At 75.2% G+C, this 20,826-nt stretch carries 21 protein-coding genes; 1 reads left to right on the forward strand and 20 read right to left on the reverse strand.

Annotated features, from left to right (window positions below):
• Positions 1-38: 38 nt before the first annotated feature.
• Both ACW0Q9_RS02490 and hisD read right to left on the reverse strand, forming a co-directional pair.
• Entirely contained in the window at positions 39-1,163 is a 1,125-nt protein-coding gene (locus tag ACW0Q9_RS02490; protein WP_456178203.1) for a histidinol-phosphate transaminase, read from the reverse strand.
• Positions 1,160-2,482 (reverse strand): histidinol dehydrogenase, encoded by a 1,323-nt coding sequence (gene hisD, locus ACW0Q9_RS02495; protein WP_456178204.1) that lies wholly within the window; start codon positions 2,480-2,482, stop codon positions 1,160-1,162. The genes ACW0Q9_RS02490 and hisD overlap by 4 nt, the downstream gene beginning before the upstream one ends.
• A gap of 107 nt (positions 2,483-2,589) precedes the next feature.
• Here hisD and ACW0Q9_RS02500 point away from each other — a divergent pair, with 107 nt between their 5' ends.
• The gene (locus tag ACW0Q9_RS02500; RefSeq protein WP_456178206.1) at positions 2,590-3,297 is read left to right on the forward strand and encodes an LON peptidase substrate-binding domain-containing protein; all 708 of its coding nucleotides are present in this window, start codon (positions 2,590-2,592) and stop codon (positions 3,295-3,297) included.
• On the opposite strand, the gene ACW0Q9_RS02505 is transcribed toward ACW0Q9_RS02500, so the two are convergent.
• The 18 genes from ACW0Q9_RS02505 to ACW0Q9_RS02590 all read right to left on the reverse strand — a co-directional run bounded on the left by ACW0Q9_RS02505 (position 3,263) and on the right by ACW0Q9_RS02590 (position 20,810).
• Positions 3,263-4,210: a DUF2567 domain-containing protein gene (locus ACW0Q9_RS02505; RefSeq protein WP_456178208.1), complete on the reverse strand. Its 948-nt coding sequence runs from the start codon at positions 4,208-4,210 to the stop codon at positions 3,263-3,265. The genes ACW0Q9_RS02500 and ACW0Q9_RS02505 overlap by 35 nt on opposite strands.
• Before the next feature lie 47 nt (positions 4,211-4,257).
• Positions 4,258-5,826 (reverse strand): AAA family ATPase, encoded by a 1,569-nt coding sequence (locus tag ACW0Q9_RS02510; protein WP_456178209.1) that lies wholly within the window; start codon positions 5,824-5,826, stop codon positions 4,258-4,260.
• A gap of 141 nt (positions 5,827-5,967) precedes the next feature.
• Complete coding sequence (locus ACW0Q9_RS02515; RefSeq protein ID WP_456178211.1) at positions 5,968-6,822, reverse strand: hypothetical protein; 855 nt, start codon at positions 6,820-6,822, stop codon at positions 5,968-5,970.
• Between the two features lie 7 nt (positions 6,823-6,829).
• Positions 6,830-7,774, reverse strand: coding sequence for an RluA family pseudouridine synthase (locus ACW0Q9_RS02520; RefSeq protein WP_456178213.1), 945 nt, complete (start codon positions 7,772-7,774; stop codon positions 6,830-6,832).
• On the reverse strand, positions 7,771-8,373 hold the full coding sequence (lspA, locus tag ACW0Q9_RS02525) for a signal peptidase II (RefSeq protein WP_456178215.1): 603 nt from the start codon (positions 8,371-8,373) through the stop codon (positions 7,771-7,773). Before lspA ends, ACW0Q9_RS02520 begins: the two co-directional genes overlap by 4 nt.
• 67 nt (positions 8,374-8,440) lie before the next feature.
• Positions 8,441-8,860: a TraR/DksA family transcriptional regulator gene (locus tag ACW0Q9_RS02530; protein ID WP_456178216.1), complete on the reverse strand. Its 420-nt coding sequence runs from the start codon at positions 8,858-8,860 to the stop codon at positions 8,441-8,443.
• A gap of 223 nt (positions 8,861-9,083) precedes the next feature.
• A complete protein-coding gene (locus tag ACW0Q9_RS02535; RefSeq protein ID WP_456178217.1) occupies positions 9,084-10,589 on the reverse strand; it encodes a potassium/proton antiporter in 1,506 nt (501 codons plus the stop codon).
• 22 nt (positions 10,590-10,611) lie between these two features.
• Positions 10,612-10,920, reverse strand: a complete 309-nt coding sequence (locus ACW0Q9_RS02540; protein WP_456178218.1) for a DUF167 domain-containing protein — start codon at positions 10,918-10,920, stop codon at positions 10,612-10,614.
• 2 nt (positions 10,921-10,922) lie between these two features.
• The gene (locus ACW0Q9_RS02545) at positions 10,923-11,684 is read right to left on the reverse strand and encodes a hypothetical protein (RefSeq protein WP_456178219.1); all 762 of its coding nucleotides are present in this window, start codon (positions 11,682-11,684) and stop codon (positions 10,923-10,925) included.
• A gap of 73 nt (positions 11,685-11,757) precedes the next feature.
• The gene (locus ACW0Q9_RS02550) at positions 11,758-12,561 is read right to left on the reverse strand and encodes a DivIVA domain-containing protein (RefSeq protein WP_456178220.1); all 804 of its coding nucleotides are present in this window, start codon (positions 12,559-12,561) and stop codon (positions 11,758-11,760) included.
• 41 nt (positions 12,562-12,602) lie between these two features.
• Positions 12,603-12,908: a YggT family protein gene (locus tag ACW0Q9_RS02555; protein WP_091268049.1), complete on the reverse strand. Its 306-nt coding sequence runs from the start codon at positions 12,906-12,908 to the stop codon at positions 12,603-12,605.
• A 28-nt stretch (positions 12,909-12,936) separates the two neighbouring features.
• Positions 12,937-13,632, reverse strand: a complete 696-nt coding sequence (locus ACW0Q9_RS02560; RefSeq protein WP_456178221.1) for a cell division protein SepF — start codon at positions 13,630-13,632, stop codon at positions 12,937-12,939.
• A gap of 195 nt (positions 13,633-13,827) precedes the next feature.
• Positions 13,828-14,571: a YggS family pyridoxal phosphate-dependent enzyme gene (locus tag ACW0Q9_RS02565; RefSeq protein ID WP_456178222.1), complete on the reverse strand. Its 744-nt coding sequence runs from the start codon at positions 14,569-14,571 to the stop codon at positions 13,828-13,830.
• A 9-nt stretch (positions 14,572-14,580) separates the two neighbouring features.
• The gene (ftsZ, locus tag ACW0Q9_RS02570) at positions 14,581-15,696 is read right to left on the reverse strand and encodes a cell division protein FtsZ (protein WP_456178223.1); all 1,116 of its coding nucleotides are present in this window, start codon (positions 15,694-15,696) and stop codon (positions 14,581-14,583) included.
• 237 nt (positions 15,697-15,933) lie between these two features.
• Complete coding sequence (locus ACW0Q9_RS02575; RefSeq protein WP_456178224.1) at positions 15,934-16,752, reverse strand: cell division protein FtsQ/DivIB; 819 nt, start codon at positions 16,750-16,752, stop codon at positions 15,934-15,936.
• Positions 16,749-18,230, reverse strand: coding sequence for a UDP-N-acetylmuramate--L-alanine ligase (gene murC, locus ACW0Q9_RS02580; protein WP_456178225.1), 1,482 nt, complete (start codon positions 18,228-18,230; stop codon positions 16,749-16,751). Before murC ends, ACW0Q9_RS02575 begins: the two co-directional genes overlap by 4 nt.
• Positions 18,231-18,261: 31 nt before the next feature.
• Positions 18,262-19,368, reverse strand: a complete 1,107-nt coding sequence (gene murG / locus ACW0Q9_RS02585; protein ID WP_456178226.1) for an undecaprenyldiphospho-muramoylpentapeptide beta-N-acetylglucosaminyltransferase — start codon at positions 19,366-19,368, stop codon at positions 18,262-18,264.
• Positions 19,368-20,810 (reverse strand): FtsW/RodA/SpoVE family cell cycle protein, encoded by a 1,443-nt coding sequence (locus ACW0Q9_RS02590; protein ID WP_456178230.1) that lies wholly within the window; start codon positions 20,808-20,810, stop codon positions 19,368-19,370. The genes murG and ACW0Q9_RS02590 overlap by 1 nt, the downstream gene beginning before the upstream one ends.
• Between the last annotated feature and the right edge of the window lie 16 nt (positions 20,811-20,826).

Here is a 20,826-nt window from a genome sequence, read left to right on the forward strand (position 1 = left end):
CGACTGCGGGGCTCGCAAGCTCACTCCTCGCGCTCCCACTACAGCTCCTCCATTGCAGACAAAAAGGCGTCGGTCTCGGCGGGCGTGCCGGCGGTGACCCGCAGCCAGCCGGGCAGGCCGACGTCGCGGACCAGCACCCCGGCGTCGAGCAGGGTGCGCCAGGCGGTGGTCTGGTCGACGGCTCCGGGTCGGGGCGCGGCGTCAGACGCGCCGAGCCGGAGTTGTCGCTCGCCGCCGACCTCGAAGAGCACGAAGTTGGCGTCGCTGTCGGCCACCCGGTGCCCGCGGGCGCGCAGCTCGGCGACGATCCGGTCCCGCTGCCGCATGATCGTGGCGACCGTGCCGAGCAGGGCGTCGCGGTGGGCCAGCGCCGCGCGGGCGGCGGCCTGGGTGAGCGCGGAGAGGTGGTACGGCAGGCGGACCAGCTGCACCGCCTGCACGACGGCGGGGTCGGCGGCCAGGTAGCCGAGCCGGCCGCCGGCGAAGCCGAACGCCTTGCTCATGGTGCGGGTGACCACCAGCCGGGGATGCCCGGGCAGCACGGCGAGCGCGCTGACCGTGCCGGGCCGGGCGAACTCCGCGTACGCCTCGTCCACGATCACCATGCCGGGCGCCTCGGCCAGCACGGCGGCGACCATGGCCGGGTCGAGCGCGGTGCCGGTCGGGTTGTTCGGCGAGCAGAGGAAGACGACGTCGGGCCGGTGCGCCCGGACCTGGGCGACCGCGTCGGCGGCGGCCAGCCCGAAGTCCGCGTCGCGGGCGGCCGGGATCCAGCCGGTGCCGGTGCCGAGCGCCAGCAGCGGGTGCATGGAGTACGCCGGGGTGAACCCGAGCGCCGTGCGCCCCGGGCCGCCGAACGCCTGGAGCAGCTGCTGCTGGATCTCGTTGGAACCGTTGGCCGCCCACACCTGGTCGGCGGTGAGCCCGTGGCCGAGGTATTCCGCGAGGTCGGCGCGGAGCGCCACGGCGTCCCGGTCGGGGTAGCGGTTGAGGTCCCGCAGCTCGGCCGCGACGGCCTTGCCGATCGCCTCCACCACCGGCTCGGGCACCGGGTAGGAGTTCTCGTTGGTGTTCAGCCGCACCGGCACGTCGAGCTGCGGCGCCCCGTACGGGCTGAGGCCCCGCAGGTCGTCGCGGATCGGCAGGTCGTCGAGGGTGGTCACGGCCGCTCCCCCGGGAAGCGCGCGCTGACCGCCTGGCCGTGCGCCGGCAGGTCCTCGACGCCGGCCAGGGTGACCACGTGGGGGGCCACCTCGCGCAGCGCGTCCCGCGTGTATTCGACGAGGTGGACGCCGCGCAGGAAGGACTGCACGGACAGGCCCGAGGAGTGCCGGGCGCAGCCGCCGGTGGGCAGCACGTGGTTGGAGCCGGCGCAGTAGTCACCGAGCGACACCGGCGACCAGGCGCCGACGAAGATCGCCCCGGCGTTGCGCACCCGCAGCGCCCACTCGCGGGCGTCGACGGTCTGGATCTCCAGGTGCTCGGCCGCGTACGCGTCGACCACCCGCAGCCCGGCCTCGAGGTCGTCGACGAGGACCACCCCGCTCTGCTCGCCGCGCAGCGCGGTGCCGATCCGCTCGGCGTGCTTGGCGGCCGGCACCTGCCGGGCCAGCTCGGCGTCGACCGCGTCGGCGAGCGCCGGCGACGGGGTGACCAGCACGCTGGCCGCGAGCGGGTCGTGCTCGGCCTGGCTGATCAGGTCGGCGGCGACGTGCGCCGGGTCGGCGGTGTCGTCGGCCAGGATGGCGATCTCGGTGGGACCGGCCTCGGCGTCGATGCCGACCACGCCGCGCAGCAGCCGCTTCGCGGCGGTGACCCAGATGTTGCCCGGGCCGGTGATCATGTCGACCGGGTCGCAGCGCTCGGCGCCCTCCGGGTCGACGGTCGCGCCGTACGCCAGCATGGCCACCGCCTGGGCCCCGCCGACGGCGTAGACCTCGTCGACGCCGAGCAGCGCGCAGGCGGCGAGGACCCGCTGGTCGGGCAGGCCGCCGTTGTCCTTCTGCGGCGGGCTGGTCACCACCAGCGAGCGGACCCCCGCCGCCTGGGCGGGGACCACGTTCATCACCACGGTCGACGGATACATGGCCAGGCCGCCGGGGACGTAGAGCCCGACCCGGTCGACCGGCACCCAGCGCTCGGTCACCGTGCCGCCCGGCACCACCTGGGTGGTGTGGTCGGCGCGGCGCTGGTCGGCGTGCACCTTGCGGGCCCGGGTGATCGACTCCAGCAGCGCGGCGCGGACCTGCGGGTCGAGGGTGTCCTCGGCGGCGCGGATCACCTCGACCGGCACCCGCAGGCGCTCCGGGGAGACGCCGTCGAACCGTTCGCTCGCCTCGCGGATCGCCGGGTACCCATGCTCCCGGACCGCCTCCACGAGCGGGCGGATCCGCTCGACGGCCACGGAGACGTCGAGCTGGGCACGGGGCAGCAGGCGGCGCGGGTCACGGGACCCGCCGCGCAGGTCGATCCGGTTCAACACCCCTGAGAGTCTAGGCGGCCGGCCCGCGCGCCGACCGGAGCCGCCCGTACGCCGGGACGGTGAGCCGGGACACGCCGCCGGGACGCGATCGGGATACCCTCGATCACGTGACCGCACGGCTGCCGGTTTTTCCGCTCGGGACGGTCCTCTTCCCGGGGCTGGTCCTCCCGCTGCACATCTTCGAGGAGCGTTACCGGGCCCTGGTGCGCCACCTGGTCGGGCTGCCCGAGGGCGCGCCGCGCGAGTTCGGCGTGGTGGCGATCCAGGCCGGCTGGGAGGTCGCGCCGGCCGGGCCGCCGGGCCGGTCCGGTCCCGCCGGCACCGGCGAGGTCACCCTGCACGAGGTGGGCTGCACCGCCGAGCTGCGGCAGGTCACCGAGCTGGCCGACGGCGGGTTCGACATCGTCACCGTGGGGCGCCGGCGGTTCCGCATCGCCGAGGTCGACGACGCGGCCGCGCCCTACCTGACCGCCGAGGTGGAGTGGCTGCCCGAGCCGGCCGGCACCGACGAGGTGACCGGCCTGCTGGCCGCCCGGGTCATCTCGGTCTTCCGGCAATATCTGGGCCTGGTCCGGCCCGACCCGCAGGAGATCTCCGAGCAGCTGCCGGAGGATCCGACGGTGCTGTCACACCTGGTCGCCGCGACCGCGGCGCTGACCGTCGACGACCGGCAACGGCTGCTCGCCATCGACGACACCGCCGGCCGGCTCCGGGCCGAGCTGCGCCTGCTCAACCGGGAGGCCGCCCTGCTGCGCGAGGTCCGGGCGGTCCCGGTGCCGCTCAGCGAGCTGGCTGGTCCCCCGGCTCCGAACTGATCCCCGGCCCGCCCGGCGCCCAGCCGCCGTCCCACTCCGGCTCCGGGCGCAGCGACGGCCACCGCGACCAGCCGGCCAGCAGGGTGTACGTCACGGCCGCGCCGAACGCCGCGAGCAGCAGGGTGCCGTGCGGCACGGGCAGCGGCCCGTACCAGTCGATGCCGCCGGCGCGCAGGTCGGCGGGCTTGGTGAAGTCGGTCCCGGGCGGCGCGGTGTCCAGCAGCCGCTGGTAGGTGCCGAGCCCGATCCGGCGGCCGACCTGCCAGGCCACCACCGCCGCGCCGAGCCCGCCGACCGTACCGGCGAGCAGGCCGACCGGGCCGCGCCGGCGGCGCAGCACCACCCAGAGGGTGATCGCGGCGAGCACCCCGAAGCAGAGCCCGAGCAGGCTGAACCAGCCGTCCGCGGCGATCGGCTGCTCCGGTTGCGGCGTCGCGTAGACGGCGCCCTCGGCGGTCATCTGCACGGGCGTGCCGGGGGCCACCAACGCCCAGAGCAGACCCAGGGGCGCGCCGAGCAGGGTCAGCAGCAGCGCCCCGCCGAGGGTGGTCACGGCCGCCCGCCCGCCGGCCCGCCGGGTGGCGGGCGGCACACCGGGCACTTCCCCGGCGATGCCGGGATAGCCGGCCAGCGGGTCCGCGCCGGGCGCGGTGACCGGGGTGCCGGCGGGCACCGGCAGGCCGCCGGGCCAGCCGGGCGCCTCCCCCGCGCCGGGCGACCGGTCGGGCGCCCGCCCCTCGCCCGGGGACCGGTCGGGCGCGGCGGAGTCGGTCGGCCGGTCGGGGCGCGGCGGGGTCTCCGCACCGGACGGGCGGCCGGTGCCGCTCTCCGCTCCGGCGGGCGGGCGGCCGGCGGCGCCGGGCGCGCCGGAGCCGTCGACGGCCCGCTCGGGATCAGGGGTGTCCGAACTCACCCGGTGATCCTCTCAGGCGACGGGGCGGCGCGGGGCGGCGGTGGCGGTCAGCGGGCGAACGGTTCCAGCATCACCGCGGCGGCCTTGAGCCAGCCCTGCCGGGTCTCCGCCTGGAGCTGGTGGTACTCGATCGAGGAGCCGGTCTCCAGCGCGGGGTCGTAGGGCACCACGGCGACCGCCCGGGTCCGGGTGGCGAAGTGGCGCTCCAGGTCGTCCTGGAGCGCCGTGCGGCCGGGGGTGGGGCAGGAGATCAGGGTGACCGCGTTGTCGGCCAGCTCGCCCATGCCCTCCTCGTGCAGCAGGTCGAGCATCCAGTCCGCGCTGAACGCGGCGTCCTCGCGCGGCACGGTGGTCACCACGAGCTGGTCGGCGGCCTGCATGACGGTGCGCCAGTTGGGGCTCTCCACGTTGTTGCCGGTGTCCACACAGACCACGTCGTGGGTGCGGCGCAGCAGCTCCAGCACCCGCTTGACGGTGAACTGGTCCAGCCGCTGGGCGAAGCGCGGGCTCTCCTCGCCGGCCAACACGTCGTACGAGCCGTCGGAGGCGTGCCGCAGGTAGTCGTCGAGGTGCTCCAGCAGGGTGGCGCCCTCCAGGATCTCGATCTGAGCGAGGTCGTGGATCAGGTGCCGGATGGTGCGGGCGTGCCGGGCGCTGCCGGCACGCAGGCCGAGGGTGCCCCGCAGCTCGTTGTCGTCCCAGGCGAGCACCCCGCGCCCCCGCACGCTGCCCACGGTGGCCGCGGCCAGCACGGTGGCCGTGGTCTTGTGCACCCCGCCCTTCGGGTTGGCGAACGCCAGCACCCGGGGCCCGCCCAGCTCGCGGCGGAGCACCCCGGCGGCCCGCTCCACCTCGGTCTCCGGCTCCGGGGCCCGCCACTCCACCCGGGCCGCCTCGATCCGGGCCGGGTAGCCCTCGACCGGCGCCGGATGGGCCGGGGCCGGCTCCGGGGCCGGAAGGGCTTCCGGCCGGTAGCGGCCGCGGTCCAGCAGCGCGTAGCGGGACTCCACCGGCGGCGGGTCGGGCTGGTAGCCGCCGTCGAGCAGGGCGTACCGGGACTCGACCGCGGCGGTGCCCCGGCCGCGCACCTCGGGCTCGGGGTAGCCCGGCTCCGGCTGGTGCACCGGCTCGGCCCGCCACGAACGCTCGGCGCGCGGCTCCGGCTCGGCCCGCCACGAAGGCTCGGCGTGCGGCTCCGGCTCGGCCCGCCACGAAGGCTCGGCGTGCGGCTCCGGCTCGGCCCGCCAGGACGGCTCGCCACGCGGCTCCGGCTCGGACCGGTAGGCGGGCTCCGCGCGGTACGCCGGCTCGGCGCCGTAGCGCGGATCGACGCGGTAGGCGGGCTCCACCCGGTAGGTCGCCTCGACGCGGTAGGCCGGCTCGGCGCCGAACGACCCGTCGGCGGGGCGGGCGACGGCCTGCGCCCGACCCGTCCAGCCGGTGGCCGAGGCGCGCCGGGGCAGCGGTTCCGGGGGCGGCGGCGGGCTCTCCTCGGCGCGATGGTCGGCGTCGGGGTGCTCCGCGCCGCGACCGCCGAGCCGGGCCCGGTCGAGCAGCGCCCGCCACCGTGGTGCCGGCTCAGCCTGCCGACCCCAACCGGTCTCGCTGCCGTCCAAGGCCTCGCCCCTCCCCCAGCCCATCGATCTCCGCCTGACAGGCTACGAACGAAACCCTATTCGGACCACACCCCGGTTCGCACATCCCCCGGTGGGCCTCCTCACCGCCCGGCCGGGCCCGACGTCGCCCACCTGCACGTCTCAGGAGGTGGGAGCCGGATTGGGCGGTCCCGGGTCGGTGGCGGGCCGGCCGGCGGCCGGTGAAGATCCGGTCACCGTCGGTGCGGCTTCCGACGAATCGCCCATACCGGCGGTCGGCGCGAGTCCGGTGTCGGCCGGCGGCCGGGCCACGTCCCGCTGCTCCGGCAGCGGCGGGGTGAACACCGCACGGTCCAACCGGGTCACCTCCGGTGCGGGGTCGACCGCGCGGACGCCGGGGCGGGCGGCCAGCGCCCGCAGGGCGTCCGGGGCGTCCCGCACCACGGCGGCGTAGACGCAGGCGCAGGCCGCCCGGTAGCTGGCCGCCTCCCGCGCCGCCAGGGCGGCCCCGGTGTCGTACACCCGACGCAGCCCGGGATCGGCGGTGGCCGCGGGGGCGGCGGAGCGGGCCCGGTAGTCGGCGGCCTCCCGGTCCTTGCGCACGGCCACCTCGGCCATGCCGGCGACCACGTCGTCGGGGAGGCGCAGCGCGGCGATCCGGACGATCTCGGTCTGCCGCCCGGGCACCGGCACCCGGGCCACCACCGCCGAGACCGGGGCGCCGCCCAGCGCGGTGGCCACCTGCGCCGGCGTCAGGTACGCGTCGAACGAGACCAGGGCGTACGCGCCGGGGGCGTCCGATCGGGCGAGTTCGGCGGCGGTGGCACCCAGGTAGGCCGGGATGGCGTCGCCGTCGGCCACCCCGACCCGGGTGACCTCGCCGACGGTCCGGTCACCCACCGGCTCGTCCCGCCGCTGCGCGACGGCGACCACCAGCACCACCAGCGCGCAGGCCAGGGCGAGCCAGGTGAGCGCGCCGGAGCGCGGCCGGCGCGGGGGCTCGGTGTCGGTGCTCATCGGCGGGTCAGTCGCGGAGGATCTCCAGCGCCCGGGCCAGGTCGTCCGGGTAGTCGCTGACGAAGGTGACCTCGTCGCCGGTGCGCGGGTGCAGGAAGCTCAGCGAGCGGGCGTGCAGCCACTGCCGGCTCAGCCCGAGCCGGGCGGACAGGGTCGGGTCGGCGCCGTAGGTCAGGTCACCCACGCAGGGGTGGCGCAGCGTGGAGAAGTGCACCCGGATCTGGTGGGTGCGCCCGGTCTCCAGCCGCACGTCGAGCAGGCTGGCCGAGGGGAACGCCTCGAGGGTGTCGTAGTGGGTGATGCTCGGCTTGCCGCCGGAGACCACGGCCCAGCGGTAGTCGTGGTGCGGGTGCCGGTCGATCGGCGCGTCGATGGTGCCGCGCAGCGGGTCCGGGTGGCCCTGCACCACCGCGTGGTAGCGCTTCTCCACCTCGCGGTACTTGAACGCCCGCTTCAACGCGGTGTACGCCTGCTCGCTCTTGGCCACCACCATGATCCCGGTGGTGCCCACGTCGAGCCGGTGCACCACGCCCTGGCGCTCGGCGGCGCCGCTGGTGGAGATCCGGTGGCCGATCCCGGCCAGCCCGCCGATCACGGTCGGGCCGGTCCAGCCGGGGCTGGGGTGGGCGGCCACCCCGACCGGCTTGTCCACCACCACGATGTCGTCGTCGGCGTAGACCACGGTGAGGCCGGGCACGGCCTGCGGCACCACGGTCGGCGGGGCGGCCGGCGCGGGCAGCGTGACCTCCAGCCAGGAGCCCGCCTTGACCTTGTGCGAGTTCGGCCGGACCGCGCCGTCGACCAGCGCGTCCCCGGCGTCGACCAGCGCCGCCGCGGCCGTCCGGGACAGCCCGAAGAGCCGCGAGACGGCCTGGTCCAGGCGCATGCCGTCGAGCCCGTCCGGTACGGGCAGGGACCGGTGGTCGCCGCCGGCGGCGAAGGCGGAGGTCACGCGCTCTCCCGCTGCTCGGCGGGGGTCTCGTCGCCGGACCGCTCGGCGGTGACCCGGGAGCCGTCCCGCTGCCGGCCGGTCAGCTCCAGGAACACCGCCAGCAGCACGCCGCAGACCAGCGAGCTGTCGGCCAGGTTGAACACCGGCCAGACCTGCCCGTACGGGTCGAAGAGGCTGACCATGTCGACCACGTGGCCGACGAAGTGCCCCGGGGCCCGGAAGATCCGGTCCGTGAGGTTGCCCAGCGCGCCGCCCAGCACCAGCCCGAGCGACACGGCCCAGGGCACCGACCGCAGCCGCAGCGCCATCCAGGCGATCCAGGCGATCACGCCGATGGTGATCAGTGGGAAGACCCAGGTGTGGTCCGAGCCGATGCTCCACGCCGCGCCGCTGTTGCGGGTCAGGCTGAGATAGACGGCGCCGCCCAGCAGCGACACCGGCCCCCGCCCGGTGAGCTCCGAGAGCGCGAGCTGTTTGGTGACCAGGTCGGCGACGAGCGAGGCCAGGGCCACGCCGAGCAGCAGGCCGGTCGCCTTGCGGCGGGGCGTGCCGGTGCCCGACTCGGCGGTGCCGGACCCGGCGGGCGGTGCTGCGGTCATCTGCTCCCCATCGACGCTCGCGACGGTGGCGGTCACCGTCTGCCGTTCGGCCGCCGGGGAACGGACGTCAGCGCCGCTCCTCCAGCTGCTTGCAGCTCACGCAGAGGGTCGCCGACGGGAAGGCGGCGAGCCGCTCCACCGGGATCGGGTTGCCGCACTTCTCACACCAGCCGTAGCCACCCTCGTCGAGGCGCTCCAGCGCGCGCTCGACCTGCGTGATCCGCTCCTTGATGCTGTTGGCGAGGGAGATCTCCTGCTCGCGCTCGAACGTCTTGGTGCCGGTGTCGGCCTGGTCGTCCCCGGCCGAGTCGGTCAGCCGGTCGCGCTGCAGCTCGGTGATCTCGCTCAGCGTCTGATCGTACTCGGCGCTGAGCTCGTCCCGCCGTGCCGCCAGGGCGGCCCGGATCTTCTCGGTCTCCGCCGCGCTGCGGGTGGCCTTCGCCACCGGCTTGCGGCCGGCGGTCCTGGTATCGGCTGGCTTCGCCATCGTCAGCTCCCTCAGCCGCGTGCCGCGGCGGTCAGCGTGCCTGGGCGGGGACGGCCGGCATCGGCGTCCCCCCATGTACAGAACGGGCGCGCGGCGACGAGGCCGCGCACTCCGGAGGGTGGCAAGAATACGGAACGTACAGGCGTCCGACAACGTGCCGCACCGTCGCACCGCGATTCAGCCCCGAACAGCCACCAATTGGGGCAAAAGGAACGCTAGCAGATCAGCCGGTCCGGTCCTCGCCGTACTCGCCAAACCACCGGGCCAGCCGACCCCGCCGGCTCACCGCCCGCAGCCGCCGCTCGGCCTCGTCCCGCACCTCTGCGGTGGCCACGATGAGCAGGCTGTCCCCCACCTTCAGCCGGGTGTCCGCGCCGGGCACGAAGCCCACCCCGTCGCGCAGCACCAGGGTCACCGAGGCGCCCACCGGCAGCCGCAGCTCGTCCACGTGCACCCCGCCCAGCCGGGAGCCCGGCGGCACCTCCAGCTGGAGCAGGTCGGCCCGCATCCGTTCCAGCGGGGCCGTCTCCAGCAGGATCTCCGCCGCCTCGGCCGGCGCGGTCACCCCGAGCCGGCGCGCCGCCGGCGCCAGCGTCCCGGCCTGGAGCAGCGTGAAGATCACCACCAGCACGAAGACCGCGTCGAAGAGCCGGTCGGCGCCCGGTACCCGCAGCGAGAGCGGGATGGTGGCCAGCACGATCGGCACCGCCCCGCGCAGCCCGGCCCAGGAGAGGAAGAGCTGCTCGGGCAGCCGGAGCCGGAACGGCAGCGCGGAGACCGCCACCGACAGCGGCCGGGCGAGCAGCAGCAGGGCCAGCCCGGTGACCACCGCCGGCAGCACCGCCGCGTCCAGCCGGCTCGGCGACACCAGCAGGCCGAGCAGCACGAACAGGCCGATCTGGGCCAGCCAGGCCAGCCCGTCGGCGAAGCCCAGGATGGCCTGCCGGTGCGGCAGCCGGGCGTTGCCGAGCAGCACGCCGGCCACGTAGACGGCGAGGAAGCCCGAGGCGTGCAGCACCGAGCCGGCCGCGTACGCCAGCACGGTGAAGCCGACCACGGCGATCGGGTAGAGGCCGGCGGACGGCAGCGCGGCGCGGCGCAGCGCGTACCGGCCGGCGATCCCGGCGGCCACCCCGACCGCCGCGCCGGCGCCCAGCTCGTAGCCGACCAGGAACACCTCGTACCACCACGGGTGGGCCGCCTCCACCCCGGCCCGGGACAGCAGCAGCACCAGGATGACGACCGGGGCGTCGTTCATCCCGGACTCGGCCTCCAGGGTGGCCACCAGGCGGGGCGGCAGGCGCAGCCGGCGCAGGGTGGCGAAGACGGCCGCCGCGTCGGTGGACGAGAGCACCGCGCCGTAGAGCAGCGCCAGCCGCCAGTCCAGGCCGAGCAGCAGGTGCACCACCACGCCGACGACCAGGATGCTGACCGCCACGCCGACCGTGGAGAGCACGGCGGCCAGGCCGAGCACCGGCCGCAGGGTGCTCCACCGGGCGCTCAGCCCGCCCTCCGCGATGATCACGATGAGCGCGCAGAAGCCGAGCACCCGGGTCAGCTCGACGTCGTCGAACCGGATGCCCAGGCCGGCCTCGCCGATGGCCACCCCGAGCGCCAGGTAGACCAGGAGGCTCGGCACGCCGAGCCGGGTGGAGAACCGCACGGCGCCCACGGCGACCAGCAGGACGGCGGCGCCGACCAGCAGCGCGACATCGAGCCCCGGCGTCATCCGTGGCCGGCCCGGAGGGTCCTCACCCGGCCGATCCGTCGCGCAGCCGCCGGAGCACCTCGGCGAGCCCGGGGGCGGGGTGCTCGACCAGGAAGAGCTTGTCCCGGCTGGCCGCGCCGGCCCGCAGGGCGACCGCCGCCGGCCGGACGCCGAGCGCGTCGGCCAGGGCCCGGCGGGCCGCCTCGGTGGCCCGGCCGTCGACCGCGGGCGCGTTCACCGCGATGACCAGAGCCGGCCCGTGCGGCCCGTCGAACCGGCCGCCGACCCGGGCCCGCGAGGCTCCGGGCTTCACCCTTACGGCGACGGTGAGCGTGTCGTCCATGGTCACCATGATCAGTGCGGCCGGGCCTCGGCGAGCAGGGTGGTCGCCGGCGCGCAGCCGGCGCACGAGGTGAAGCCCAGCCCGACCGCCTCGGCGACCGGCAGCGGCTCGTCGGCCCGGCCCACCAGGTGCGGGCAGCCGGGCAGGTGGAAGCGGGGATGGCCGTCGACCACCCGGACCTCGCCGTCGAGCCGGGCCAGCCGGGCGACCTCCCCGGCGGAGAGGAACTCGGCCGGCGGGTCACCCTCGAACGGGCCGTCCGGCGCGGGCGAGGTGGGCGCCGGGGCGTCCGACGCCGTCTCGGCCCGGGACGGGCCCCGCGGGGCGGGTGGCGAGTAGGGCTCGGCCGGTGCGTCGAACGGATCGACCGTGGCGGGCGGCGAGTAGGGCTCGGCCGGCGGGTCGAACGCATCGACCGTGGCGGCCGGCGCGTCGACGGTGCGGGCCGGCGCGTCGAACGGGTCGGCGCCCGGTGGCTCGGGTGGTTGCCGCCACCCGGGTCCACCGGCGCCGACCGTCGACGGAACGTGCGGGACCGGACCCTGCGGCTCGTCGGAGGACGGGCCGGCCGGTGCGGTCCGGCGGCGTGGCCCGGCCTCCCGGCCCGCCGTGGCCCGGGCCGCGGCCGCCTGGCGGGCGCCCGCGACGAGGGCTACGGCGGCCAGCAGGCTGGCCGCGATCGAGGTGATCAGCAGCGGGCTGGACCCGCCGGCCAGCCCGGCCACCAGGAGCACGACCGCGACGAGGATGAGCAGGATGCTGACGGCTATCACGGCTCACCCCCGGCCGCGTCGTGTCGGTCTGCGCGGTCGGTGGCCGCCCCGGGGACGGCCACCGACGGCGGGATCAGCGGCCGGACTCGAGGGAGCCCGCGCGGCCGCCGCCGTAGGAGCCGGCGAGGCCGGCGGTGGCGAGGCCGTTGCTGCCGCCGGTGGCACGGGTGCCCTCGGAGCGGGTCATCTCGGCCTCCAGGCCCTGGCCGCGACCGTCGAGGTCACGCAGCTGGCTCTCCAGGTACGCCTTGAGGCGGGTGCGGTACTCGCGCTCGAACTGCTTGAGCTCCTCGATGTGCTTCTGCAGCGCGGTGCGCTTGGCGTCCAGGCCGCCCATGGCCTCCTGGTGCCGCTGGCGGGCGTCCCGCTCCAGGGCGTCGGCCTTGGCGCGGGCCTCGCGGGTGACCTCCTCGGCCTTGGAACGGGCCTCGGAGAGCAGCTGGTCGGCCTCGCGCCGCGCGTCGGACACGTGGTCGTCGGCGGTGCGCTGGGCCATCATGAGCACCCGCAGCGCCTGCTGCTCGCCGTCCGCGGCGGCGGCCGGGCCACCCTGCGCGCGGACCTGCTCCAGCTCGGCCTGCATCGCCCGGGCCGCCTGCTCGGCGGCCGCCTTGTCGCGCTGCACCCGGTCGAGCTGGGCCTTGACGTCGTTGAGCTCCGCCGCGAGGCGGGCGTCGCCGCCGGGGCCGGCGGGAGCGCCACCCCGACCGCCGCGCTCCACCTGGGCGCGCAGCTCGTTGTTCTCCTCGATCAGACGGGCCAGCTCGCGCTCGACCTCGTCCAGGAAGGCGTCGACCTCCTCCTCGTCATACCCCCGCTTGCCGATCGGCGGCTTTTTGAAGGCGACGTTGTGGACGTCGGCCGGGGTCAGCGGCATCGAAACTCCTCGGGTCAGTTGCGGCCGCGAAAGCGCTCTGGTCAGGCGAAGGCCAGGATCAGGCGCCTAAACACGAACTCCATCAGCACGAACAGGATAACCAGGAGCACAAGGGAGGCCAGGTCGATGCTCACGGTACCAATTCGCAGTGGTGGGATCACACGCCTCAACGCGCGCAGGGGCGGATCAGTGACGCTCCACACGACTTCCAGTCCCGCCGATGCTCCGCGGCCCGGTTGCCAGCGGCGACCATAGGCCAGAACGGCGCCGAGGACAAATCGGGCCAACAGCACAAGCAGGAAGAAATACAGGAGCAGATAGAGCACCTGGAACAGGATCGACAACACGGCAGGCGACGTCCCTCGGTCGTGCGGGCTAGCTCAGGCTGAAAAAGCCGCCCTCAGCGATCTTGGCCTTGTCCTCCGCGGTGACCTGGACGTTGGCCGGTGAGAGCAGGAACACCCGGTTGGTCACGCGCTCGATCGTACCGCGCAGGCCGAACGCGAGCCCGGCGGCGAAGTCGACCAGCCGGCGGGCGTCCGCCTCGTCCATCTCGGTGAGGTTGATGATCACCGGCACCCCGTCGCGGAAGTGCTCACCGATGGTGCGCGCCTCCCGGTAGGTGGTCGGGTGCAGGGTGGTGATCTGGTAGCGCTGCTCGTCCTCGGGCACGACCACCCGCTCGCGCGGCTGGGCCTGCGGCGCCAGGGCGAGGTTGTCGCGGGTGTGGTAGGTCAGCGCACCGGAGGTCTCCCCCGCGCCGGAGCGGGTGATCGACCGGACGCTGGACCGCTCGGTCCGCTCCGGCCGCTCCACCTCGTCGCGGTCGGTGTCGACGGCGCGGCTCGACGCGCGCTCGGTCAGCCGGCCGCGGTCGCCGACCCGGCCCCGGCTCGCCGGCGGCTCCTCGGACTCGTCGTCCTCGTCGTCGGCGAACTCCTCCGAGTAGCGGCTCGACCGGTAGCGCGACTCGCGGTAGCCACCCTTGTCGTAGCCACCGTCCTCGTACGCCCGCTCATCGTCCTCCTCGACGAGACCGAGCCAGACCCCCGCCTTGCGCAGTGCACCCATCCCCGCGCCCTTCCGTCCGCCGTGCGGCACGCGCCCCCGTTGCCGTGTCGCTTGATCACGAGTGGACAACGATGCCCACCGGACCGGATCGGCAATCCCCCGGCGAGCGAATTCGCGGTCCGCCCGCCACGGCCCCCGGCTACGGGAACGCCGTTCCTAACAACACTGATGTAATTTGCTTCTTTCGCGGTCAGGCTACCGCAGCGTGGTGCGCATTCCGAGCAACGCGCTGCCGACGCGGACATGTGTCGCGCCATACCTGATCGCGATTTCCAGATCGCCGCTCATTCCCGCGGAGAGCACCGTCGCACCGGGATGGTCGGCGCGGAATCGCGCCACCACCTCGGCCAGCCGGGCGAACGCCCGCTCCGGCTCCCAGCCCAGCGGAGCCACCGCCATCAGGCCGGCGAGCCGCAGGGCGCCGGCCCCGGCCACCGCCGCGGCCACCGGACCGAGCCCCCGGTCGGGGTCGGCCGCGTCCGGCAGCGCTCCGCCGCGGGCCGGGTCGCCGTCGATGCTCACCTGCACCAGCACGTCCAGCGGCCGGTCGCGGGCGGCCGCGGCGGCGTCCAGCGCGGCCGCCAGGCGCGCGCTGTCGACCGACTGGACCACGTCGGCGTAGCGGACCACCGAGCGGGCCTTGTTCCGCTGCAACTGCCCGATGAAGTGCCAGCGCGGTGTGGCCCCGGCGGCGGCCGCCTCGGCGGCCTTCGGGGCCGCCTCCTGGTCGCGGTTCTCCCCCACGTCGGTCACGCCGAGCCCGGCCAGCGCGACCACGTCCGCGGCCGGGTACGTCTTGGTCACCGCGACCAGGGTGACCTCGCCCCGGTCCCGGCCGGCCGCCGCACAGGCGTCGGCGATGCGGGCCCGGACCCGGGCGAGGCCGGCCGCGAGCTCGGCGCGACGGTCGGGTCGCACCGTGGTGGGTGAGTCGGTCATCGGCGCGGCTCAGGACCCGTTCTTCAGGAAGTCCGGCACGTCGACGTCGTCGAAGAGCACCCGGCGCGGCGACTGCTGCGGCGCCGGCACGGTGGGCGGCGGCGCGACCGGAGGATTCGCCGGCGCGGGCTGGTTCTGGTTGCTCTTGCGGGGCGCGTCCGCCGCCTTGTACGCCGGCATGCCACCGTCGAAGCCCGCCGCGATCACGGTCACCCGCACCTCGTCGCCGAGGGCGTCGTCGATGACCGCACCGAAGATGATGTTGGCCTCCGGGTGGGCCGCGTCGGTGACCAGCTGCGCCGCGTCGTTGATCTCGAACAGGCCCAGGTCGGAGCCACCGGCGATGGAGAGCAGCACGCCGCGCGCGCCGTCCATGCTCTGCTCCAGCAGAGGGCTGGAGATGGCCGCCTCGGCCGCCTCCACGGCGCGGTTCTCGCCGCGGGCGCTGCCGATGCCCATGAGCGCGCTGCCCGCGCCGCTCATCACGCTCTTCACGTCGGCGAAGTCCAGGTTGATCAGACCCGGCGTGGTGATCAGGTCGGTGATGCCCTGGACACCGGAGAGGAGCACCTGGTCCGCGGTGCGGAAGGCGTCCATCATGGAGATGTTCCGGTCCCCGAGCGCGAGCAGCCGGTCGTTCGGGATCACGATGAGCGTGTCGCACTGGTTGCGCAGCTCCTCGATGCCGGCCTCGGCCTGCACCTGGCGGCGCTTGCCCTCGAAGGAGAACGGCCGGGTGACCACGCCGATGGTGAGCGCGCCGAGCTTGCGGGCGATGTTGGCCACCACCGGCGCGCCGCCGGTGCCGGTGCCGCCGCCCTCGCCGCAGGTCACGAAGACCATGTCGGCGCCCTTGAGCACCTCCTCGATCTCGTCGCGGTGGTCCTCGGCGGCGTTCTTGCCCACGTCCGGATTGGCGCCGGCGCCCAGCCCGCGGGTCAGCTCCCGGCCGACGTCGAGCTTCACGTCGGCGTCGCTCATCAGCAACGCCTGCGCGTCGGTGTTGATCGCGATGAACTCGACGCCCTTGAGCCCAACCTCGATCATCCGGTTGACGGCGTTCACGCCACCGCCCCCGATGCCGACGACCTTGATGACCGCCAGGTAGTTGTGCGGAGGTGTCATCTCCGGTCCTTTCCCTTCGAGATTGGCATGGGCCGACCCCACACGGCTTGGCCAGACCAGCGGCGGAGCATTTCCCAGCTGTTCCGACGGCTGAAACCCTCACCCTCTACTAGAGGCTTAGAGCTATGTCAACCACTGATCCTTCGGGGCAACGTATGCGCCGCCGCGCGCTGAGCCAAGGACCTTTCCGGCGTGTCGCCCGGGGAGCGGGCCGGCTCACGCGGGCCGGCCGGCGGATCACTGGAAGGTGACCACGTCCGGGGCGCTGACGTCGATCGTGGTGGCCTTCCGGCCGAGCAGGGCGGTGGCCACCTTGGACTTGTCCGGGCTGCGGGTCGCGTCCCCCCAGACCACCTTCCGGTCCGCGCGCAGCAGCAGGGTGATCCGGGCCAGCCCGGCCACGTCCACCGCGACCAGCTCGGCGCGCAGCTTCGGGCTGAGCGCGGCGAGCACGTCCAGCCCGGCGCGGGTGCCCGGGTCGTCGGGGGCCGGCCGGCCGACCCGGATGACCGGCAGGCCCGCGGGGGCCCGGTCCAGGTCCTGGAAGACCACGCCGGCGCGGTCGATCACGGCCCAGCGGTCGCCCTGCGGCACCGCGGCCACCGGATTCCGCTCGACCACCCGGATCACCAGGGCGCCCGGCCAGTCCCGCTCCACGGTGGCCCGTTCCACCGGGGCCAGCGTGCCGACCCGGCGGGCGGTGGCGGCCAGGTCCACCCGGGCCAGCGGAGCCGCGTCGGGCACGGCCGCGGCGTCGCGCACCTCGACCGGGGTGACCAGGTTCGCGCCGACCACCCGGACCTCCCGCACGCCGAACAGGCCGGTGCCCAGCACGGTCCAGGCGACCAGGCCGACGATCGCCAGCACCGCGACGGTGACCGCCCAGGGCAGCGCCGCGCGCATCCGCCGCTGCCGGGCCCGGGCCATGAAGCGCCGGGTGGACGGGGGCACCGCGTCCGCGCCGGCCCGGACCAGCTGCCACCGCCGGGCCGGGTTGCGTCGGCCGGCCCCGCCGTCCTGGCCGGGGGTGCGGCCGCGGGCCGGGCCGGGGCTCATCCGGCCGTGGCCGCCGCGCCGTCCGGGTCGACGCCGGTGCCGATCGCCGCGGCGCCACCGGTCCGCGCCAGCAGGGCGTCGAGCAGCTGGTCGCCCATCAGCGAGATCGGCGGCGCGCCCATGGTCACCACCACGTCGCCCGGCCGGGCCCGGCGGGCCACCTCGGCCGGCACGTCGTCCCACGCCTCGACGAAGACCTTCCGCTCCGCGGGCAGCGGCACCACCGACAGCAGCGCGGCCGAGCCCTCGCCGGGCTGGCGCAGCTCGCCGGGGCCGAAGACCTCCAGCAGCACCAGCTCGTCGGCGATGCCGAGAGCGGCGGCGATCTCCGCCTGGAGGTCGCGGGTGCGGTAGAGGCGGTAGGGCTGGAAGACCACGATCAGCCGGCCCTCGCCGGCGACCTCGCGCAGCGTCTGGAGGGCCAGCGTCATGGAGGTCGGGTGGTAGGCGTACTCGTCGTAGACCAGCACACCGTCCGCGACGCCCTTGCGCTCGAAGCGCCGTCGCACGCCGGGGAACGCGCCGAGCGCGGCCTCCGCCGCCGGGACCGGCAGCTCCAGCAGGTACGCGGCGAGCACGGCGGAGGCGCTGTTCAACCCCATGTGCCGCCCCGGCACCGGGAGCCGGATCTCGCCCAGCGACCGGCCCTCGATTTCGGCCAGGTAGCGCACCCCCTGCGCGGAGGAGGCCATCCCGCTGAGCTTCAGGTCGGCGTCGGCGGACTCGCCGTAGGTCCAGACCCGGCGCCCCTCGGCCCGCAGCGTCTCGGCCAGCCGCCGGCCGCCCGGGTCGTCGGCGCAGGTGACGATGAAGCCCTCGGGGTCGGTGAGCCGGGCGAACTCGGCGAAGGTGGCCTCCAGGTTGGCCAGGTCGCCGTAGGTGTTGAGGTGGTCCGCCTCGATGTTCGTGATGATCGACACGTACGGGCGGTAGATGAGGAACGAGCGGTCGCTCTCGTCCGCCTCGACCACGAAGTACTCGCCGGTGCCGTGGTGCGCGCCGGAGCCGACCTCGGAGATCTCGCCGCCGATCACGAACGACGGGTCGGTGCCGGCCTGCTGGAGCACCATGGTGACCATCGAGGTGGTGGTGGTCTTGCCGTGCGTGCCGGCGACCGCCACGGTGCGGCGGCCCGTCATCGCGGCGGCCAGCGCCTCGGAGCGGTGCAGCACGCGCAGGCCGCGCCGGCGGGCCTCGACCATCTCCAGGTGGTCCTGCGGGATGGCGGAGGAGTAGACCACCGTGTCCACCCCGTCGAGGTTGGTCGCCTCGTGGCTCATGTGGATGGTGCCGCCGAGCGCCCGCAGGCCGGCGAGGGAGGGCCACTCCCGCAGCTCGCTGCCGGAGACCGGCAGGCCCCGGGTGAGGAAGAGCCGGGCCAGGCCGCTCATGCCGACGCCGCCCACCCCGATCAGGTGGATCCGGCCCAGGTCCTCCGCGGTCATCGTGCCGGCGGGGGTGAACTGCGCGGTGTTCATGGGACGTACCTTCCGGTCGCGGCGCCCGGCATCAGCGGGACACCGCCTCGTAGACGAAGTTCAACAGGGCCACGTCGCCGTCGCGCCGGCCGTACGCGGCCGCGGCGGCGCCCATCGCGGCGAGCCGGTGCGGGTCCCGGACCAGCGGGATCACGGTGCGCTCCACCCAGGCCGGGGTCACCTCGGCGTCGTCGACCAGCAGCCCGCCGCCGGCCTCCACCACCGGCAGGGCGTTGCGCTTCTGCTCCTGGTTGCTGTGCGGGTAGGGCACGTAGATGGTGGGCAGGCCGATGGCGGCCACCTCGGCGCAGGTCATCGCGCCGCCGCGGCCCAGCATGAGGTCGGCGGCCGCGTAGCCCAGCTCCATCTCGGACAGGTAGGGCAGGGTCACGTACGGCACCGGCAGGTCCGTGGGGACGGAGACCGGCTCGTTGCGGGCGCCGATCACGTGCAGCACCTGCACGCCGTTGCGGGCCAGCTCCTTGGCCGCCCCGGAGACCGCCAGGTTGATCGAGCGGGCGCCCTGGGAGCCGCCGGCCACGAAGAGCACCGGCAGGTCGGGGCGGAGTCCGAAGTGGGCGCGGGCGGCATTGCGCACGGCGACCCGGTCCAGCCCGGCGATGCCCCGGCGCAGCGGCACCCCGACCACCCGGGCGTCGCGCAGCGACTCGGCCTGCACCGGCTGGTGCGGGAAGCCGACGGCGACGTTCTTCGTGAACTTCATGCCGAGCCGGTTGGCCACACCCGGGGGCACGTTCACCTCGTGGATGACGATGGGCAGCTCGCGCCGCCACGCGGCCAGGTAGCCGGGGACCGAGACGTACCCGCCGAAGCCGATCACGACGTCGGCCCGCACCTCGTCGAGCACCTTGCCCGCGGCGCGGGCCGCCTTCCACATCCGGTCCGGGGTGCGCACCAGGCTCATGTTGACCGAGCGCGGCAGCTGGTAGGCCGGGATCTGGCGCAGGTCGTAGCCGGCCGGCGGGATCAGCTCGTTCTCCAGCCCCTTGGGTGTGCCGAGGCAGGTGATCCGGACGCTCGGGTCGTGTCGGCGCAGGCAGTCGGCGAAGGCGAGCAACGGGTAGATGTGCCCGCCCGTACCTCCTCCGCAGAGCACCACCGAACGCAGCGGACCCATCAGCGTCTCCTCTCGTTCGCCGTGCCGGCGCGTGCCCGGTCGGGCCGGGCGCCGCGGGCCGCGGCCTGGTCGTCCTGCCGCCGCGCGCGGGACCGGGGCACGGACCCTCGGTCCGCCGGTGGCGACGCCGGTCGGCGGCGTCGGCCGGGAAGCGGCGGCAACGGGGCCCACACTAGTCGGACCCACCGGGCCGGCGGACGGGCATGCAGGGCTCGGGCCGCGTCGGGCTCGGCCCGGGCGAAGGAGGCGAGCATCCCGACCGCCGCGAGGGTCACCACCAGGGCGCTGCCGCCGTCGGAGATGAACGGCAGGGGTACGCCGGTCAGCGGCAGCAGCCCGGTGACGCCGCCGACGTTGATGACGGCCTGGCCGACCAGCCAGGCGGTGACCCCGGCGGCGGCGAGCCGGCGGAACGGGTCCTCCACCCGGCGGGCGATCCGCAGCCCGCTGTACGCCAGCACGGCGAAGAGCGCCAGCACCACCGTGCAGCCGACCACCCCGAGTTCCTCGGCGATGATGGCGAAGATGAAGTCGTTGTGCGCCTCGGGCAGCCAGCCGAACTTGAAGCTGCTCTTGCCCAGCCCGACGCCGAACCAGCCGCCGTTCTCCACGGCGTAGCGGGCCTGGATGAGCTGGTAGCAGTTGGGCAGTTCCAGCTCGAAGCAGGTCTTCGGGTCGGGCGGATCGAGCCACATGGTGAGCCGGCCGAGCCGGTAGTTGTCGGCGTCCCGCGCCCCGGACCCGGCGCCGAGGGACGCGGCGGCGACCAGCAGCCCGATCCCCAGCAGGCCGATCGCGGAGAGGGTGGCGAAGACCCGCTTCCGCACCCCGGCCGCCCAGAGCATCCCGACCACCAGCGCGAGCAGGCAGAGCATGCTGCCCAGGTCGTTGTAGCCGACCAGCACGAAGAGCAGCCCGACCACCGGGAACAGCGGGGTGGCCAACTCCTTCCACCAGCCGAGCGCGGCGCCCTTGCGGGCCAGCACGTGCGCGCCCCACAGCACCAGCGCGAACTTGGCCACCTCGACCGGCTGCACCGAGATCGGGCCGAGGTAGAGCCAGAGCAGCTCGGCCCTGAGCGGGCCGAGCGACTCGACGCGGAACAGCGCCGCCAGCGCGACCAGCAGGTTGAGGACGAGCAGGAGCGCCACGGCCACCCCGAGGAAGGGCCGGGACACCGCCCGGAAGGTGCGGGCGGGCAGCCGCTGGCAGGCCCAGAAGGCGACGATGCCGATCACCGCGAAGATCGTCTGCTTGGCCAGGGACGCGGTGGCGTCCCCCTCCTCGGCGAAGTCCTTGACGCTGGTGGCGGAGAAGACCATGGTCAGGCCGATCAGCAGCAGCAGGCCGGCGCTGGAGAGCAGCAGGTAGTAGGAGGCCAGCGGCCGGGCCAGCAGGCCGCGCAGCGCGGCCAGCCCGCCGGCCGCGTCGAGCCCGAGCAGCGGCCCGGGCGGGTCG

Source organism: Micromonospora sp. I033 (assembly GCF_053890995.1).

What these genes read in the sequence shown, in the direction of transcription:
- ACW0Q9_RS02515 (WP_456178211.1), bottom strand. Translation starts at nt 6,822, where the DNA reads ATGAGCACCGACACCGAGCCCCCGCGCCGGCCGCGCTCCGGCGCGCTC.
- lspA (WP_456178215.1), bottom strand. Translation starts at nt 8,373, where the DNA reads ATGACCGCAGCACCGCCCGCCGGGTCCGGCACCGCCGAGTCGGGCACC.
- ACW0Q9_RS02530 (WP_456178216.1), bottom strand. Translation starts at nt 8,860, where the DNA reads ATGGCGAAGCCAGCCGATACCAGGACCGCCGGCCGCAAGCCGGTGGCG.
- ACW0Q9_RS02535 (WP_456178217.1), bottom strand. Translation starts at nt 10,589, where the DNA reads ATGACGCCGGGGCTCGATGTCGCGCTGCTGGTCGGCGCCGCCGTCCTG.
- ACW0Q9_RS02540 (WP_456178218.1), bottom strand. Translation starts at nt 10,920, where the DNA reads ATGGTGACCATGGACGACACGCTCACCGTCGCCGTAAGGGTGAAGCCC.
- ACW0Q9_RS02550 (WP_456178220.1), bottom strand. Translation starts at nt 12,561, where the DNA reads ATGCCGCTGACCCCGGCCGACGTCCACAACGTCGCCTTCAAAAAGCCG.
- ACW0Q9_RS02560 (WP_456178221.1), bottom strand. Translation starts at nt 13,632, where the DNA reads ATGGGTGCACTGCGCAAGGCGGGGGTCTGGCTCGGTCTCGTCGAGGAG.
- ACW0Q9_RS02565 (WP_456178222.1), bottom strand. Translation starts at nt 14,571, where the DNA reads ATGACCGACTCACCCACCACGGTGCGACCCGACCGTCGCGCCGAGCTC.
- ftsZ (WP_456178223.1), bottom strand. Translation starts at nt 15,696, where the DNA reads ATGACACCTCCGCACAACTACCTGGCGGTCATCAAGGTCGTCGGCATC.
- ACW0Q9_RS02575 (WP_456178224.1), bottom strand. Translation starts at nt 16,752, where the DNA reads ATGAGCCCCGGCCCGGCCCGCGGCCGCACCCCCGGCCAGGACGGCGGG.
- murC (WP_456178225.1), bottom strand. Translation starts at nt 18,230, where the DNA reads ATGAACACCGCGCAGTTCACCCCCGCCGGCACGATGACCGCGGAGGAC.
- murG (WP_456178226.1), bottom strand. Translation starts at nt 19,368, where the DNA reads ATGGGTCCGCTGCGTTCGGTGGTGCTCTGCGGAGGAGGTACGGGCGGG.